Raw genomic sequence first — 14,653 nt, 5'->3', positions numbered from 1 at the left:
CTCATCCGATCGAAAAGACGGAACGGGCGCCTTGGCGCCGTCCGATGATGTTCAGGAGGTTGTTCAAGGCGGCTTCCCGGCCGGGCGCGGCGGACGCTTCCAGGGTGAAGCGCGGCTTGCCGGCCGTCAGCGTGCCCTGGCCGTTCAGCATCAGGGCGCCTTCCAGGGTGCTCAGATTCATCTGGCTGACGTTGTTCCCGCCGCCGGTCTGGCCTGGGCTGGCGGGCATGGCCAGCAGGGAAAAACGGTAGCTGCCCAGCGGCGCGAGTGTCGAGACGCGGGAAGACAAATTGAGCAGGTCCAGGTCCAACTGACCGAACTGGCGCCACTGCCCGCCCAGCCATTCCAGGCGCAGATCGCGAGCACTCAGGCGCAGCGAGCCGCCCAGCTGCAAGGTGTTCCAAGGCGTGCCCAGGCCCGAGAGCAGGCCTGCCGGCAGACGCGCCAGCCATTCGCCGCTGTTGGCCACGGCCAGCTCGAAGCGGCCCCAGCCCGGGCGCAGCAAGAGCTGCAGCTGGCCATTCAGGCAACAGTCCTGGCGGGCATGGAGAGCCAGGCCCAGGCCTTTGAAACCCAGAGTCCAGCTCAGGCGGCCGGGCAGGATGGCGGCGTCACGGCTGCCCGCGCCGCCGCTGAGCACCAGCACGCCGCTGCCATTCCAGATGCTGCCGCGGCTGTCGGTGATCAGCACATGTTCATTGCTGGCCGCGGCCAGGCCGCGTGCCAGCCAGCTGGCCGGCGCAAAGGCCACGAGGGCAATGCCAGCGCCCAGCAGGGCGCCGGCCACGCTCCAGCGCCGTGGCAGGCTCTGGCGGGCACGCTGCCCCAGGTCATCGGTGGGCAGGTCCTGCCAGTGACTCGGTGCACCCAGGCTGGACCCGGTCGCGTCGCCGGGGCGCTTGCTTCGCCCGAAACGAAGCGGATTCATGGGGCCGAGCCTCCTTGCAGGCCGAGCACGATGCTGCCGCTGAAGCCCTGCGGGCCGCGCTGCAGCTTGGCCTCCAGAGGGCGGGCACGGGCGGCGCTGCGCGCTTCGCCCAGCCAGGCCTGCAAGGCCTCGCTGCTGACGCCGTTCAGGGTCAGCACGGCGCGGTCGCCGTTGAGCTGCAAGCGGGCCGCCGGGCCCAGGTGTTCGCTGGCTGCCTGCAGGGCTTGAGCGGCTTGGGCGGCGGGCACGGCCGGGGCGGCGCGCAAGGTTTGTGCTTCCTGCGCCAGGGCTTGCATTTGCTGCAGCTGGCGCTCCAGGCTTTCCGCCTGGGCCGGAGCCTGGCTCAGCGTGCGCCAGGCCGGCTGCACCGCCACGAACCAGAACAAGGCCAGGCCCAAAAGCAGGGCGATCAGCTGCGCGGCCTTGCGCTCGCGCTCGCCCATCTGCTGCCACTGCGCCTGGACCTGGGCTTGCAGGGGCGCCCAGGGCGCCGGTTTCTTGTCGAAGCTCATGTCTTGGACCCGGGCGAGGCCTGGGCAGAGAGGACGTTGCGGACCGCAGGCGCGTCGGCGGGCATGCGGCTCAGGGTCAGCTGGCCTTCGCTGCTTTCGAGCTGCCAGCCTTCGCTGCGCAGCTGGCTGCGGAATTGCTGGATCTGCGCCTCGCTCCAGCCGGCGCTGGACAGTTGCAGGCGGCCGGCTTCGAAGCTCAGGCTGTCGGCCGGGCCGCGGTCCTGGGGCCAGGCGGTGGCGGCCGCCGCCAGCAGGGTTTCCAGGTCCTTGTCACCGCTGCGGCCGGCGCTGGCGCGCAGGCCGTCGATTTCACGCTGCATCTGTGTCGGCGCGTCCAGCACCGCGCGCACATGCGGGAAGGTCTGGGTCAGGGTTTGGGTGATGGCGGTGCGCCGGGCCTTGAGCTGGGCGTTCTGCTGCCAGGCGGCCAGGTTCATGCCCAGCAGCTGCACGGCCACCAGGCCGGCCAGGCCGATGCGCACCGGGCGCCACTGGCGCCGCATCAGGCCGCGCGAGAGCTGGCGCAGGGCGAGGATGCCGCGGGTGCGCGGCGCCAGTTCGAATTGGCGCAGATTCCACGTGCAGTCGATCACACTCAGCGCGCGCTGGGCGTGGCTCAGCGGCGTCACCGCCGTGCCCAGCCAATGTTCGGCGGCTGCGGCCACCTCGGGTGCGGCGTGCCACTGCGAGCTCTGTACCAGGGGCGCCGGGAAGAGCTGGCGCGTCAGGCTGCCCTCCAGCGGCAGATTGCTGACCCCTTCCGGGTGGCTCCAGCGCAGGGCCACCGGGCTGAATTCCTGGCCGGTGCTGTAGAAATAGCCGCGCGGCGGGCTGCCGGGCCAACTCAAGGGGCAGACACGGTCGACCACGATCTGCGCCGCGTCCAGTGCCGCCAGCTGCGCTTGCAGCCAGGCACGCGAGCAGACGGCGACCCAGGCGCTGTCGCCGCCCTGGGCTTCGGCTTCGATGGCGAAGTGCAGGCTCTCGGCGTCGTCGAGCAAGCTGTCTTCCAGCAGGCCGGCCAGGGCGCTGCGCATCTGACGGCCGGCGCGCGGCAGGGTGACGCGCTGCCAGGCCACGTCGGACTCGGCCGGAATGGCGATCACCAGGTCGGCGTGCGGCAGCTGCGCGGCCGGTAGGCTGCCTTGTGCGCTCAGCTCGCGTCCGTCGGCAGTCAACACATAGTCGATGTCGGCTGCGGCCTCGCCGCCACGGCCGAGACCGGTCGCTCGGCCCAGGCCGTCGACGGTCGGGGCGGGGCGGCCTTGGGCATGCAGGCGGCTGCGCGGGGGCAGGAACAGGAGCAGAGTACTCATGGAGACGGAGGAAGCGGGCGCATTCTAGGTGGCGTATTTTGCGGGATCATGTGGAATCAATCAGTTAGCGCTTCTCTCTATGAAACGCCGGGCTGGCGCGGCCTCGCGCAGCGCCTCACTTCCGGGTTTCCTGCAGCTGGTTGACGCGTTGGCGTTCGATCACCAGCATTTCCAGATTGCGTCTTTGTACCAGGGCGCGTTCTTCCATGACCCGTTCGTCCAGGCGCAGCCGGCCCTTGATGATGAAGAAGGCCGACTTCACATCGGCCCGCTCCGCGCTCAGATTGGCGTTGCTCGGGAAGTAGCTGGCCGCGTCTTGCAGCTTGCGCAAAGGCTGGGTCTGGCGTGAGCGCACCAGCCGCTCGGCCGAGGCCAGGTCCATGCCGTCGTAGAGCGCGGCGATGACCTCGCGCGGCGCGGTGTTGAGGTTGACCGGCGTGGGTTGGGGCAGCAGGGTCAGCACCGGGCGCAGGCGTTCGATGGTTTCGGGCGTCAGGCCGAACCAGGCCAGCTGGTCGAGATTGCGCGGTGGCAGCGGAGGGTTCCTGTTGTCGGCCGCGTTGGTCTGGCCTTTGCTGCTGTCCTTGCCGCCGTCCTTGCTGTCGGCGGACTGGCGCAGCTTGCGGATCAGGGTCTGGGCGCTGCCGGGCGGCGCGCCGACGCTGTCGCACAGGCGCTCCAGCACCCGTTGTTCGAGCGCAGGGACCTCGGTGCCGCCGAGCAGATTGCGCAGGTTGTACTGGGCCTGTGCATCCTGAAGGCTGCCGGACAGAAAGGCCTCGGGCCCGCTGTCGTCTTTGTTGTCGGCGTCGGCGGCCAGAAAGGTGGACAGGCGCGCTTCGGCCAGGGGCACGGCCCAGACCTCGCCCAGGTGGTCGACCGGCTCATTGAGGTTGGCGCGCGCATCCTCGCGCAAGATCAGGCGTGCCCAGTCGAGCACGCCTTGCAAGATCCAGGCTGATTGAGCCCGGGCCCGTTCGGCTGCCTCGATCTGTACTGCCCGATATTGGCGCCAGACCATGGCCGAAGCCAGGCTGGCCACCAGAGTGACGATCAGCATGGCGGTCAGCAGCGCTGCGCCTGCTTGTCCTCGGTGTTGGGACAGGGGCTGGCGCTTGATCATGATTGCGGCCCGAGGATGATCTGGCGCGTCAAGCTGCCGTTGAAGCCGCTGTCGGGTGCGAACTGCAGCACCATGCGCACGCCGCTGGGCAAGATGGCCCGCCTCGGACCGCTGCCGTCCTTGTCGCCTGTTCCCTGGCCTTGGCCCTGGCCCTGGCCCTGGCCTTGCCCATCTGCGCCCTTGCTCGGGCCGGATGCCCCTGGCCCTGGCGGCGGCGGGATGTTGTCGCTGCCATTGCTGACATCGTCGCTGGACTGGGCATTGCTCCAGCCATTGCCCCTGTAGAAATAGAGCTGCCAGGCGCTGATGCCCTCGAGCGTGCTCAGCTGGCCGCGGTCCTGGGCTTGCAGACGCAGGCTGCGTTCATAGGTTTGGCCCAGCTCGTTCGCGCCCTGCTGCAGCGGGCCTTCCCAGCGCAGCAGCCGCCCCTCGCGCAGGCTCCAGACCACCACCTGCAAGCCTTGTGGCTGCTGGCGCGTCAGGCGCAGCGAGGCGCCGTCAAAGGCAATCGCCGGCACGCTGCCGCTGTCCTGCACGGCGCGCAGGTCGCTGTCCCACTGGGCCATCACGGTCTGCAAGCGGGCGCTGTGGTCCAGGTGGGCCTGGGCCACTTCCCGGCTCTTCAGCAAGCCATTGATGCCGCTCCAGGCCATCACGGTCATCAGGCTCATGATCAGCAGGGCCACCATGACCTCGATCAGGGTGAAACCGGTCGGCGTGTGGTGGCCGGCGCGCATCAGAAGCGCCCCATGATGGTGGAGAGCGTCAGCAGGGTGCGCTCGCCGTCGCCGCTGATCAAGGCGTCGACGCGGCGGAAGTTGGGGTTGGGCGTGGGCCGGACAACCAGCCGGCCGCGGTAGGCCTGGCCGAATTGCTCGCAGCTGAAGTCGCTGTCGCCGATGCCGGGGAATTGTTTGCCCAGGCGCAGCTCGGTCAGCTGGTTCTCGGCGCACCACTGGGCGGCGCTCATTTCGCGCAGGCGGCTGGCGTTGTCGGTCAGCGAGCCCGCGGCCTTGACCCCGGCTGCCAGGGTGATGGCGACGATCACCAAAGCGACCATCACCTCAATCAGGGTGAAGCCGCGCTCAGCTGCCTTCGGGACTGTGCGCCTCATGGCGCCGGAACCGGGCTGACGCTGAAGGGGGCCAGGCCGTCGGTGCTCAGTTGCAGGCGTTGGTTTCCCAGGCGCAGCTGGACTTGCTGGGCGCCAATCATGGGCTCAGGCCCCAGGCGCACGCTGCGCGCATTGCTGATCTCTGCGATCACGCCTTCGGCCAGCCAGCGCCTGGGCAGCTGGATGCGTTCGGGCAGGCCTTGAAAGCGGAAGTGGTCGCGGGCGTTTTGTTGCAGAGGCAGCCATTGCACGTCGAGGCCGGCGCTGCGACTTTCGGCGCGGGCGGTCTCGAACAAGGCGACCAGGCGTTCGGCCTCGCGTTCGAGCTGGGCTTCGGCCGGGTCACGCATGGCCATGCTGACGGCGGCCGAGGCGATCGCCACCATGGCCACCACCACCAGCAGCTCGATCAGTGTGAAGCCGCGCTGTGCTTGCAAGCGCTTATTGCCAGGAACCGAGGTCGGCGTCATTGCCTTCGCCACCCGGGCGGCCGTCGGCACCGAAGCTGTAGATGTCGATCTCGTTTTTCACACCGGGGTTGGCGTATTGGTAGGGGTTCTTCCAGGGATCGAGCGGCAGCTTGTCGATGTAGGGCTTCCAGTTGGCGGGCGGCGTGCCGGTGGTGGGCTTGCGCACCAGGGCTTCCAGGCCTTGCTCGCCGCTGGGGTAGCGGCCGTTGTCGATCTTGTAGAGCTTGAGTTGCTGCATCAGGTCGTTGATGGTGGCGCGGGCGGCCGTGACCTTGGCTTCATGCAGGCGGTCCATCACATTGGGCACGATCAGGGCCCCCATCAGCCCGATGATGAGGAACACGACCATGATCTCGATCAGGGTGAAGCCCCGGGCGAGGCGGCGAGAGTTCGTTGTATTCATGTGAACGTGACGGGCTGCGTGGTGAAGAAGGGTTAGCACCGGGGCCGGGGGCCGCGGATCAGCAAAGCGCATGAATCATAATCTGCCCATGCTTGCACGAATGATGGCTTTTCTGGTGTGGGGTTTGCTGGCTTGCAGCGCGGTCTATTGGCTGATCCAGCTGATGGCCCGGCCCGTGGCGGCGCCTCTCCATGCCCAGGCGGTGCTGGAGCAGCGCAGCGGCACGGCCGATCTGACGCGTTTGTTCGGTGCCGCGCCGGTGGCCGCGCCCGAAGCCGCCTTGCCTGCAGACAGCCGTTTCAGCCTGCTCGGCGTGGTGGCGCCCAGGAATCTGCAGGCCAGTCAGGCGGGCGAAGGCGTGGCCTTGATTGCCGTTGACGGCGTGCCGCGCACCGTGCGCATCGGCGCGGTGCTGGATGGTGAGCTGCGCTTGCTGTCGGTTCAGGGCAATTCCGCGCAGCTGGGGCGCGATGGCGTGGTCAGCATGACGCTCAATCTGGCGCCGCCGCTGCCGGCCGCCACCGGTTCCTTGCCCCCTGCGGCCAATTCGCCGACCGTGCTCGGGGGCCAGCCCATGTTGCAAGGTGATCCAGCCCAAGTGCCGTTCCGTCCCGCTCTGCCGCCCGGCCAGCCACCGGCACCCGGCGGGCTGGACTCCAACGCCTTGCCTACGCGCTGAGGCGGGGTTCGCTGCCGCTGTCGCGGTAGCCGCCGCTGAGCGAATCGACGCCGCTGCCCGTGTTCGGGCCGCGCGGCTCGGCGAGATCGTGCAGATCGGTCAACAAGGCGGCGGCGCTGCGAATCATGGGCCAGGCCAGGGCGGCGCCGGTGCCGTCGGCGCTGTCCATGCCCAGCTCCAGCAAGGCTGAAGCGTGGAAGGTGGCCAGGGCTTCGTCCAGGCCGCGGTGCACATGGCTGCGGCAGAACACGGCGTAGTCGGTCACCGGTGCGGCAATCTTGGCGGCCACTTTGAGCGCGGCGCAAGCGGTGATGCCGTCGATGATGATCAGATGGCGTTTGGATGCCGCCACCAGCATGGCGCCGACCATCACAGCAAGCTCGAAGCCACCGAAGGCGGCCATCACTTCCATTGGGTCGCTGACTTCGCGGTGGCGCGCTTGCGCCGCCTGCAGTACGCCGAGGATGTGGGCGAGCTCGTCCTGGCGCATATCGGGGCCGGACAGCACGAAATCGCGCACCGGCTGGTCCATCAAGCGAGACAGCACCAGGGCGGCGCTCTCCGCCGAGCCCTGGCCCATGCCGGCACAGGCCAGCACATTGCCCGGCAGGTTGTCTGAAATTTCCATGCCCACCCGGACCCCGGCATGGGCTTGCTCCAAGGTCATGGCCGGACCGGTGCGGGTGTTGCGGGTGCCGTGGGCGATCTTGCGCGCCATCAGCCGGGCGTGCGGCGCCAAGGATTCGGCGATGCCGCAATCGACCACGGCGAGTTGCAGGCCTTGCAGGCGGGCAAACACCGAAACCGGCAGACGGTTCTGCAGGGCCAACTGGGCCTGCTCACGCGTGCTGCGGCCCCATTGCTGGCCGATGCGGTCCACCACCATGCCGTGATCGGCGGCGAACAAAGCCAGCACCGGGTCGCGGAAGCGTGGCGTCAGTGAGTTCTGCACCAGGCCCAGCCGCACCGCCAAAGGCTCCAGCTCGCCCAGGCCGCCGGCAATGGCGGCATGCCGGTCGACGCGGTCGCGCAAGGCCTTTTCCAGTTCGGGATTGGCGGTCGGCGAGATCAGGGACTGGTGCAGGGACATGTGAAGTGTTCAGCTCACCCTGAACGGGTGCGGGCGGCTGGATTGTCGGGCCTGTGAGGGTGGCTCGACATCCGCACTTGCCCTGCGGCAAGCGTGGCAGCTCGGGGGTCTGCGTCAGCGCAGGAAAAGTTGATAGACCGGGTTGTTGCTTTCGTCTTCGAAAGGGTAGTTCAGCGAGTTCAGGAAGTCGCGCAGCGCCGCATTGTCACCGCGTGGCACCTGGATGCCGACCAGGATGCGGCCGTAGTCGGCGCCCTGGTTGCGGTAATGGAATAGGCTGATATTCCAGTCCGGGTGCATGCTGGACAGGAAGCGCATCAGCGCGCCCGGCCGCTCGGGAAAGATGAAGCGGTAAAGGCGCTCGTTGCGCGCCAGCTCGGAGCGGCCGCCCACCATATGGCGCAAATGCTGCTTGGCCAGCTCGTTGTCGGTCAGATCCAGGGCCTGGAAGCCACCCTTGGCAAAGGCGCGTGCCAGCTTGGCTGCTTCCTCGCGCTTCTGGGTGGCCACACCGACCAGGATGTGGGCCTGGGCAGAATCGGAGATGCGGTAATTGAATTCGGTGACGCTGCGCGGTCCCAGCAGTTCGCAGAAACGCTTGAAGCTGCCGCGTTCCTCGGGAATGGTGACGGCAAACAGCGCCTCGCGATGCTCGCCGACCTCGGCCCGCTCGGCGACGAAGCGCAGGCGGTCGAAGTTCATATTGGCGCCGCAGGTGATGGCGATGAAGGTCTGGCCCTTGCAGCCATGCTCGGCCGTGTACTGCTTGACCGCCGCTACACCCAGTGCGCCAGCGGGCTCCAGAATGCTGCGCGTGTCCTCGAACACGTCCTTGATGGCGGCGCAGACGGCGTCGGTGTCCACCAGCACGAAGTCGTCGACCAAGGCGCGTGTGATGCGGAAGGTCTCTTCGCCGACCAGTTTCACGGCCGTGCCATCGGAGAACAGGCCGACATCGTTCAGCAGCACCCGCTTGCCGGCTTTCACCGAGCGGACCATGGCGTCCGAATCCTTGGTCTGCACGCCGATCACCTTGATCTCGGGGCGCACCGCCTTGATGTAGGCGGCCACGCCGGAGATCAGCCCGCCGCCGCCGATGGCCACGAAGATGGCGTCGATCGGGCCAGGATGCTGGCGCAGCAGTTCCATGGCGATCGTGCCCTGGCCGGCAATCACATCGGGGTCGTCGAAGGGGTGGACAAAGCTCAGGCCTTGGGCTTTTTCCAGCTCCAACGCGTGGCCATAGGCGTCGGTGAAACTGTCGCCGAACAGCACCACCTCGCCGCCATGACTTTGCACGGCGTCGATCTTGACCTTGGGTGTGGTCACCGGCATCACGATTACGGCCCGGCAGCCCAGCTTCTTGGCCGACATGGCCACGCCTTGGGCATGGTTGCCGGCCGAGGCGCAAATCACACCCTGGGCCAGCTGTTCGGCGCTCAGATGGGCCATCTTGTTGTAGGCGCCTCGCAACTTGAAGCTGAACACCGGCTGCTCGTCCTCGCGCTTCAGCAGCACCTTGTTGCCCAGGCGCTTGCTCAGGCTTTTGGCTGGCGTCAGTGAGGTTTCCTTGGCGATCTCGTAGACGCGGGCGTTCAGAATTCGCTGCAGATAGCTGTTGTCGGAGGGAGTCAGGTCGGGCATGCCGGCCGCAGTCACGGTCTTGGCGACGGGTTTGCGGGCGTGGCGGGTGCCACTCTTGAGCGTGCGGGCGGGGCCGGCCATGGGGTCTCCGATACAGATCTGTTGCGGCGCAACATGATAAGCCAGGGTTGTATGGAGGCGATTCCAGCTCGGCTTGGCACCTATTGGGCCAAAAAAAACCCGAGCTTTTGCAAGCTCGGGTTGAATCCACCATGGAGGCGGTGGAGGAGACAAACGGTGCGAGAGCCCGATGCTTGAATCTGCTGCGCGCCAGGGCTTTGACGCCGTGCGGCTGCGCGCAAGAGGATCGCTTGGCTAGAATTTTAGCTGCAGCAATTGCTGCGGTGCAATATTTTTAGCGCCTTTTAATTAGTCCCAGAGCTCTAGTGCAAAGTCGGCTGGGCTCGCCACTTTCGTTTGGAGCACACACAAGATGGAATGCACGATCAACTGGATGGGCGCCGATGGCATGGCATTCGTGGCGCAGACCGGCAGTGGCCATATGTTGACCATGGACGGCGCACCGCAGGGTGGTGGCCACAACCTGGCGCCGCGGCCCATGGAGACTGTGTTGGCCGGCACCGGCGGCTGCACGGCTTATGACGTGGTGCTCATCCTCAAGCGCGGCCGCCATGATGTGCGCGGTTGCCAGGTGCAGATGAAGGCCGAGCGTGCCGAGGAGGACCCCAAGGTGTTCACTGCCATCCACATGCATTTCGTGGTCAGTGGCCGAGGCCTCAAGCAAGAAGCGGTCGAGCGCGCCGTGGCCTTGTCGCACGAGAAATACTGCTCAGCCAGCATCATGCTCGGCAAGACGGCGGCGATGTCAACCTCGGTGGAGATTGTCGAGGTCTGAGCCCGCGCACGGACTCCGGAAGGAGGCCGTGGCTGGCGAAGGCCCGGCCGCGATACCAGTGGACGGGCTGAGCCCGTACTCGGACACCGGAAGGAGGCCGTGGCTGGCGAAGGCCCGGCCACGATCTCCGGGAGGAGACTGAGGCTGAGTTCTGGCCTGATCCGAACGGCTTAGATGCGGTGCGCGGTGCTCGTCATGACCCGCGCAGCCAAGCGCATCAGGTGCTGCACCGGTGCTGGCAGGGGCAGTGCGCCTGCTGCCTGGGCTTCGTCGGCATGCCTGGCTTCTTCCAGCTTCATTTGCGCCACGATGGCGCGTGAAGCCTGGTCGGCCTCGGGCAGGCGCTGCAGGTGCGAGGCTAAGTGCTGCTCGACCTGACGCTCGGTTTCCACCACAAAGCCGAGGCTGACCCGGTCGCCGATCAGGCCCGCCACACTGCCGATGGCAAAGGCGCCGCTGTACCAGAGTGGGCTCAGGTGGCTGCGGTGGCTGCCCAACTCATCAAGGCGCTGCTGGGTCCAGGCCAGGTGGTCGATTTCTTCCTGGGCCGCGGCTTTGAAATGCTGGCGCAGTTCCGGGTCGCGACTGAATAAGGCTTGCGACTGGTACAGCGCCTGGGCGCAAACCTCGCCGACATGGTTGACCCGCATCAGCGCGCCAGAGAGTTGGGCCTCCTCAGAGCTCAACTGCACCGGCTCGCAGTCGCGAGCTGGCGAGGGGCGCGCCGCACGCGGCTTGGCAAATACCGTGCGCATGCCATGGTCGACGCTGACCAGCAAGCGGTCGAGGACCGTAAGGCGGGTGGAGGCGGGTGAATAAGCTGGAGAGTTGGGCATGAGGTTCGGGGGAAGCGACTCTTCAGTTTAATGATGAGTGGCGCAGCGTGAGCCTTTTGGGGCCACCAGAAAGCATTTGTGAATAGTTTATGAACCAACTTTCTCGTTGCGTGTCAACAACGCAAACCCTGAATATGACGGTCGAAGGTGTTCAGGGGTGATCAAGGTCTTGTGTAATACGACAACTTCCGCTGCAGGGGGTTGGCGCAGCGGGCTTTTTCGGAGCGCCCGGCTTGAATATCGAGCCGTAAGCTTCAGATCCCACGCGGGGAGGTTGGCAAGTGCCAACCTGGAGGCGTCTTTTTAGCGAGGCCCAGCTTTCGAGCGAAGCCTGAATTATTTTTTGTGGAGTATCGAATGAAGAAATCAATCGTTGCACTGGCAGTTCTGGGTTCGTTCGCGACCGTGGCATCGGCTCAATCGTCGGTGACCCTGTTCGGCGTGATCGACGTGGCCGCACGCTACACCAAGGCCAATGGCAAAACGCTGAAGAGCCTGGCAACCGATGGCAACACCAGCAGCCGTCTGGGCGTGCGTGGTGAAGAAGACCTGGGCGGCGGCCTGAAGGCTGGTTTCTGGCTGGAAGGCGCCGTGAACGCTGACTCCGGTACCGCTGACACCAGCAAGTTCTGGGGCCGTCGCGCCACGGTGAGCTTGGCTGGCGAATTCGGTGAAGTGCGTCTGGGCCGCAACAAGTCCGTGGCACAACTGCACATCGAAGCATTCGATCCGACTTCGACCACCGGTCTGGGCAAGGCCAACCAGCTGTACAGCACCCTGGGCAGCGGCGTGAGCGTGGCTCGCTTCGACAACATGGTCTCCTACTCGCTGCCGGGCAATCTGGCTGGCTTCTATGGCGCCGCTGACGTGGCTGCTGGTGAAGGCACCAACGCTGGCAAGGCATTCAGCGGTCGTGCTGGCTACGTGGCTGGCCCCCTGCATGTCAGCGCTGCCTTCCTGCAAGCTGGCGTGGGCACCAAGTACAAGCTGAGTTCCTTCGGTGGTTCTTACGACCTGGGTGTCGCCAAGCCTTCGCTGACCTTCTCGACCAACAAGTTTGGCGCCGCCAAGCAGACCGTCATCACCGCCGCCGTGACCGCTCCTCTGGGTGCCGGTAGTGTCTGGGCTTCGTGGACCAAGGCTGATGCCAACGGCGCTGCTGAAACCCTGAAGGCTGCTTACGATGCAACCCACCTGTCGGCCGGTTACATCCACAACCTGTCCAAGCGCACCGCTCTGTACACCACCGTGTCCAAGATCGAGAACAAGCTCGGCGGCAAGGTTGGCGTGCTGAATACCCCCACAATGGCTGCTGGTGGCGGTTCGGGTGGCTTCGACGTCGGCGTGCGTCACAGCTTCTGATCCCAGGCTGCGTAAGCAAGCTTGATCTGAAAGCCGCCTTCGGGCGGCTTTTTTGTTTTCGGAGTAGCCAAACTTGCACATGCCTGACGCAGGATGGGAGGGTTTGCGCGTGTAGGAGGGTCGCAACATCGGACTCGCTTGGTAGGTGTCATTCGCACAGAATGGGTCAGTCGTTACAAGACATTCACTACAAGGAGACATCGATGAAGAAGACTGCTTTGGTCCTGGGCCTCCTGGCCACTTTCTCGTCCGCTGGTTGGGCTCAGTCCAGCGTGAGCCTGTATGGCATCCTGGACGTGGGTGTGCGTTACACGACCAACTCAGGGACCACCGCCGCTCGGAAAGGCGATTCTTTGTCTCAAGTGATTCCCGGCGGTATGTCCAACAGCCGTCTCGGCGTCAATGTCAGTGAAGACATGGGCGGTGGACTCAAGGCCATCGCCAATTTGGAGCATCGGCTCAACTCCGATACCGGCACGCAAACTGCGGCCGAATTCTGGCGTCAGTCGTGGGTGGGCCTGGAGTCCAAGGAATATGGCCGTCTGACCCTGGGTCGCCAGTACAACGTCTTGTTCGATGTCTATACGAGTACCTTCTCGTCGTACAAATATTCGCCGTACATCGAGATTTTCCGGCCGGAAACAGCCATGGCCATGGCGGGGCGTCAAAGCAATATGGTCAAGTATTTGGCCGAGTCTGGCCCCTTCCGGGGTGAGTTGCAGGTCGGCGCCGGGGAGGGGGCCAGCCCGGACAAGACCGTTGGCGCCATGCTGCGCTATTCCAAAGACGAGTTGGCCTTTGGCGCTGGCGTGATGGACGTTGAGGACACGGCCGGGCGCAAGGTTCGTGGCCTGACCGTGGGTGGCGCCTATACGGCGGGTCCTTTGTACGTCAACCTGTCTTGGGGGCAGAACAAGTTTGACTTGGGTACGGATGTGCTTCAAGCCGCCTACACCAACAACTACACCATCAGCCCGGCCAGCCGTCTCAATGCGGCCGGTTTGGACGTGAAGAAGCGAGACATGCTGGCCGTAGGCTTCACGTACCAGTTCAGCAAGGAGCTGAACCTCGGACTGCAAGGCTGGTATGCCAAGCAGACTCATCATCGCCTGACAGGCTCAAGCAAGGCGGGCTTCTTGGCCGCAGTGGCGGACTATGCCTTCTCCAAGCGCACGGATGTGTATGCTGAGGCCGACTATTCCAAACTCGGCGGTGCGGTCAGTTTTGACAACACGGCCAAGAGCCGGGTCGGCTTGAGCACCGGCATCCGTCACCGTTTCTGACGCGAATTTATGCTTGAATCCAGGCCGCCGTGTGCGGCCTTTTTTATTTGCTTCCAGGTTTTCGAATGTCCAGCTCTCTGCATTGCCGTTCATGGGTTCCGTCAGCGGTCATTCTTTCGCTCTTGGTGGCCTGCGCCAGCCCGCCAGCGCCGCAGTCGCCCATGCCTGAGCACTTGTCAGCCTGGTCGCCGCGCTCCCTTCCTGGCAAACGACTGACCAACTATTCCTTCGTGCAGCGCGGCGGCCGCGCCTGTGTGCTCGGGCAGGCCAAGCAGTCGGTCAGCCTCTGGCGTCGGCCGCTGGACCTCCCTGCCGATCAGGTCGAACAGCTTCGATTTGATGTCTGGATCGGTGAGCATGCGCAGCAGGCTACGGTGACGGCAGCCGAGACGGATGACGCGCCGGCCCGCATTCTGCTGGGCTTCGATGGCGACGAGGGGCGTCTGTCCATGGCTAATCGCATGCAGTTCGAACTGGTCCGCACCTTAACCGGGGAGGCGCCCCCATTCGCCACGCTGATGTATGTCTGGGATGCAACAGCGCCAGCGGAAACCTTGGTGGTCAGTGCGCGCAGCGACCGCATTCGCAAGATCGTCGTGGGCTCAGGTCGCAAGGGTCCGCCTGCCTGGCATCAGCTCCAGCGCGACGTGCAGGCCGACTACCAGCGTGCGTTTGGCGAAGCGCCCGGTCGCCTGGTTTCACTGGCCCTGATGACCGATGCCGACAACACGGGCAGCCGCGCCGAGGCCTGCTATGGTGAGATCTTGCTGCTCGACGATGCAGCGCGGGCCTTGGATGGCAGCTTGCGCTTTTGAGACGATTGCCTGACGCGCATCGGGACTTTCCCGTTTGTGGCCGAGCGTGCTCTTCGCCATCATGACGCGGGCCCCATTGCCGCCGAGAAGGTGGCTGGCGGCCAGATCAATTCAATCACTGAACGAGCCGAGCCCCAGGAGGCTCGGACGCGGCTGATTCGTGCATGGGGGGAGCCGAGCGCTTGACCGTGTCGGGGTCAGCATTCGTAGCGGCAGACTTCC

At 65.6% G+C, this 14,653-nt stretch carries 16 protein-coding genes; 5 read left to right on the top strand and 11 right to left on the bottom strand.

Annotation, left to right across the window (positions count from 1 at the left end; genetic code table 11):
* Window position 1: 1 nt before the first annotated feature.
* The 8 genes from ACQY39_RS23215 to gspG form a co-directional block, all read right to left on the bottom strand.
* Window positions 2–928, bottom strand: coding sequence for a type II secretion system protein N (locus ACQY39_RS23215; protein WP_428510325.1), 927 nt, complete (start codon window positions 926–928; stop codon window positions 2–4).
* Window positions 925–1,440 carry a type II secretion system protein GspM gene (gene gspM / locus ACQY39_RS23210; protein ID WP_428510323.1) on the bottom strand — a complete coding sequence of 172 codons (516 nt, stop codon included), beginning with the start codon at window positions 1,438–1,440 and terminating at the stop codon, window positions 925–927. The genes ACQY39_RS23215 and gspM overlap by 4 nt, the downstream gene beginning before the upstream one ends.
* Entirely contained in the window at window positions 1,437–2,756 is a 1,320-nt protein-coding gene (gene gspL, locus ACQY39_RS23205; protein ID WP_428510321.1) for a type II secretion system protein GspL, read from the bottom strand. Before gspL ends, gspM begins: the two co-directional genes overlap by 4 nt.
* Before the next feature lie 115 nt (window positions 2,757–2,871).
* Window positions 2,872–3,879 carry a type II secretion system minor pseudopilin GspK gene (gene gspK / locus ACQY39_RS23200; RefSeq protein ID WP_428510319.1) on the bottom strand — a complete coding sequence of 336 codons (1,008 nt, stop codon included), beginning with the start codon at window positions 3,877–3,879 and terminating at the stop codon, window positions 2,872–2,874.
* Window positions 3,876–4,616: a prepilin-type N-terminal cleavage/methylation domain-containing protein gene (locus tag ACQY39_RS23195; RefSeq protein ID WP_428510317.1), complete on the bottom strand. Its 741-nt coding sequence runs from the start codon at window positions 4,614–4,616 to the stop codon at window positions 3,876–3,878. Before ACQY39_RS23195 ends, gspK begins: the two co-directional genes overlap by 4 nt.
* Window positions 4,616–4,993: a type II secretion system minor pseudopilin GspI gene (gspI, locus tag ACQY39_RS23190; RefSeq protein WP_428510315.1), complete on the bottom strand. Its 378-nt coding sequence runs from the start codon at window positions 4,991–4,993 to the stop codon at window positions 4,616–4,618. Before gspI ends, ACQY39_RS23195 begins: the two co-directional genes overlap by 1 nt.
* The gene (locus ACQY39_RS23185; protein ID WP_263519002.1) at window positions 4,990–5,463 is read right to left on the bottom strand and encodes a pilus assembly FimT family protein; all 474 of its coding nucleotides are present in this window, start codon (window positions 5,461–5,463) and stop codon (window positions 4,990–4,992) included. Before ACQY39_RS23185 ends, gspI begins: the two co-directional genes overlap by 4 nt.
* A complete protein-coding gene (gspG, locus tag ACQY39_RS23180) occupies window positions 5,435–5,866 on the bottom strand; it encodes a type II secretion system major pseudopilin GspG (RefSeq protein WP_263519000.1) in 432 nt (143 codons plus the stop codon). Before gspG ends, ACQY39_RS23185 begins: the two co-directional genes overlap by 29 nt.
* A gap of 88 nt (window positions 5,867–5,954) precedes the next feature.
* On the opposite strand from gspG, the gene ACQY39_RS23175 reads away from it, so the two are divergent.
* Window positions 5,955–6,545 carry a hypothetical protein gene (locus ACQY39_RS23175; RefSeq protein WP_428510312.1) on the top strand — a complete coding sequence of 197 codons (591 nt, stop codon included), beginning with the start codon at window positions 5,955–5,957 and terminating at the stop codon, window positions 6,543–6,545.
* On the opposite strand, the gene ACQY39_RS23170 is transcribed toward ACQY39_RS23175, so the two are convergent.
* Both ACQY39_RS23170 and ilvA read right to left on the bottom strand, forming a co-directional pair.
* The gene (locus ACQY39_RS23170) at window positions 6,535–7,635 is read right to left on the bottom strand and encodes a nicotinate-nucleotide--dimethylbenzimidazole phosphoribosyltransferase (RefSeq protein ID WP_428510310.1); all 1,101 of its coding nucleotides are present in this window, start codon (window positions 7,633–7,635) and stop codon (window positions 6,535–6,537) included. The genes ACQY39_RS23175 and ACQY39_RS23170 overlap by 11 nt on opposite strands.
* A gap of 114 nt (window positions 7,636–7,749) precedes the next feature.
* Complete coding sequence (gene ilvA, locus ACQY39_RS23165) at window positions 7,750–9,279, bottom strand: threonine ammonia-lyase, biosynthetic (RefSeq protein ID WP_428510930.1); 1,530 nt, start codon at window positions 9,277–9,279, stop codon at window positions 7,750–7,752.
* A 433-nt stretch (window positions 9,280–9,712) separates the two neighbouring features.
* On the opposite strand from ilvA, the gene ACQY39_RS23160 reads away from it, so the two are divergent.
* A complete protein-coding gene (locus ACQY39_RS23160) occupies window positions 9,713–10,135 on the top strand; it encodes an OsmC family protein (RefSeq protein ID WP_428510307.1) in 423 nt (140 codons plus the stop codon).
* Window positions 10,136–10,305: 170 nt separating this feature from the next.
* Here the strand turns inward: ACQY39_RS23160 and coq7 are convergent, their stop codons facing one another.
* Window positions 10,306–10,971: a 2-polyprenyl-3-methyl-6-methoxy-1,4-benzoquinone monooxygenase gene (gene coq7, locus ACQY39_RS23155; RefSeq protein ID WP_428510305.1), complete on the bottom strand. Its 666-nt coding sequence runs from the start codon at window positions 10,969–10,971 to the stop codon at window positions 10,306–10,308.
* 357 nt (window positions 10,972–11,328) lie between these two features.
* On the opposite strand from coq7, the gene ACQY39_RS23150 reads away from it, so the two are divergent.
* From ACQY39_RS23150 to ACQY39_RS23140, 3 genes are all read left to right on the top strand, one after another.
* The gene (locus ACQY39_RS23150; protein WP_428510303.1) at window positions 11,329–12,333 is read left to right on the top strand and encodes a porin; all 1,005 of its coding nucleotides are present in this window, start codon (window positions 11,329–11,331) and stop codon (window positions 12,331–12,333) included.
* Between the two features lie 161 nt (window positions 12,334–12,494).
* Window positions 12,495–13,616, top strand: a complete 1,122-nt coding sequence (locus tag ACQY39_RS23145) for a porin (RefSeq protein ID WP_428510301.1) — start codon at window positions 12,495–12,497, stop codon at window positions 13,614–13,616.
* Window positions 13,617–13,777: 161 nt separating this feature from the next.
* Window positions 13,778–14,431, top strand: a complete 654-nt coding sequence (locus tag ACQY39_RS23140; protein ID WP_428510299.1) for a DUF3047 domain-containing protein — start codon at window positions 13,778–13,780, stop codon at window positions 14,429–14,431.
* Window positions 14,432–14,653 lie beyond the last annotated feature (222 nt).

It is taken from the genome of Roseateles sp. (assembly GCF_965262435.1).
Classification (GTDB): Bacteria; Pseudomonadota; Gammaproteobacteria; order Burkholderiales; family Burkholderiaceae_C; genus Paucibacter_A.
The sequence above is the reverse complement of the archived record's forward strand: the minus strand, read 5'-3'. Positions and strand labels throughout refer to the sequence as shown.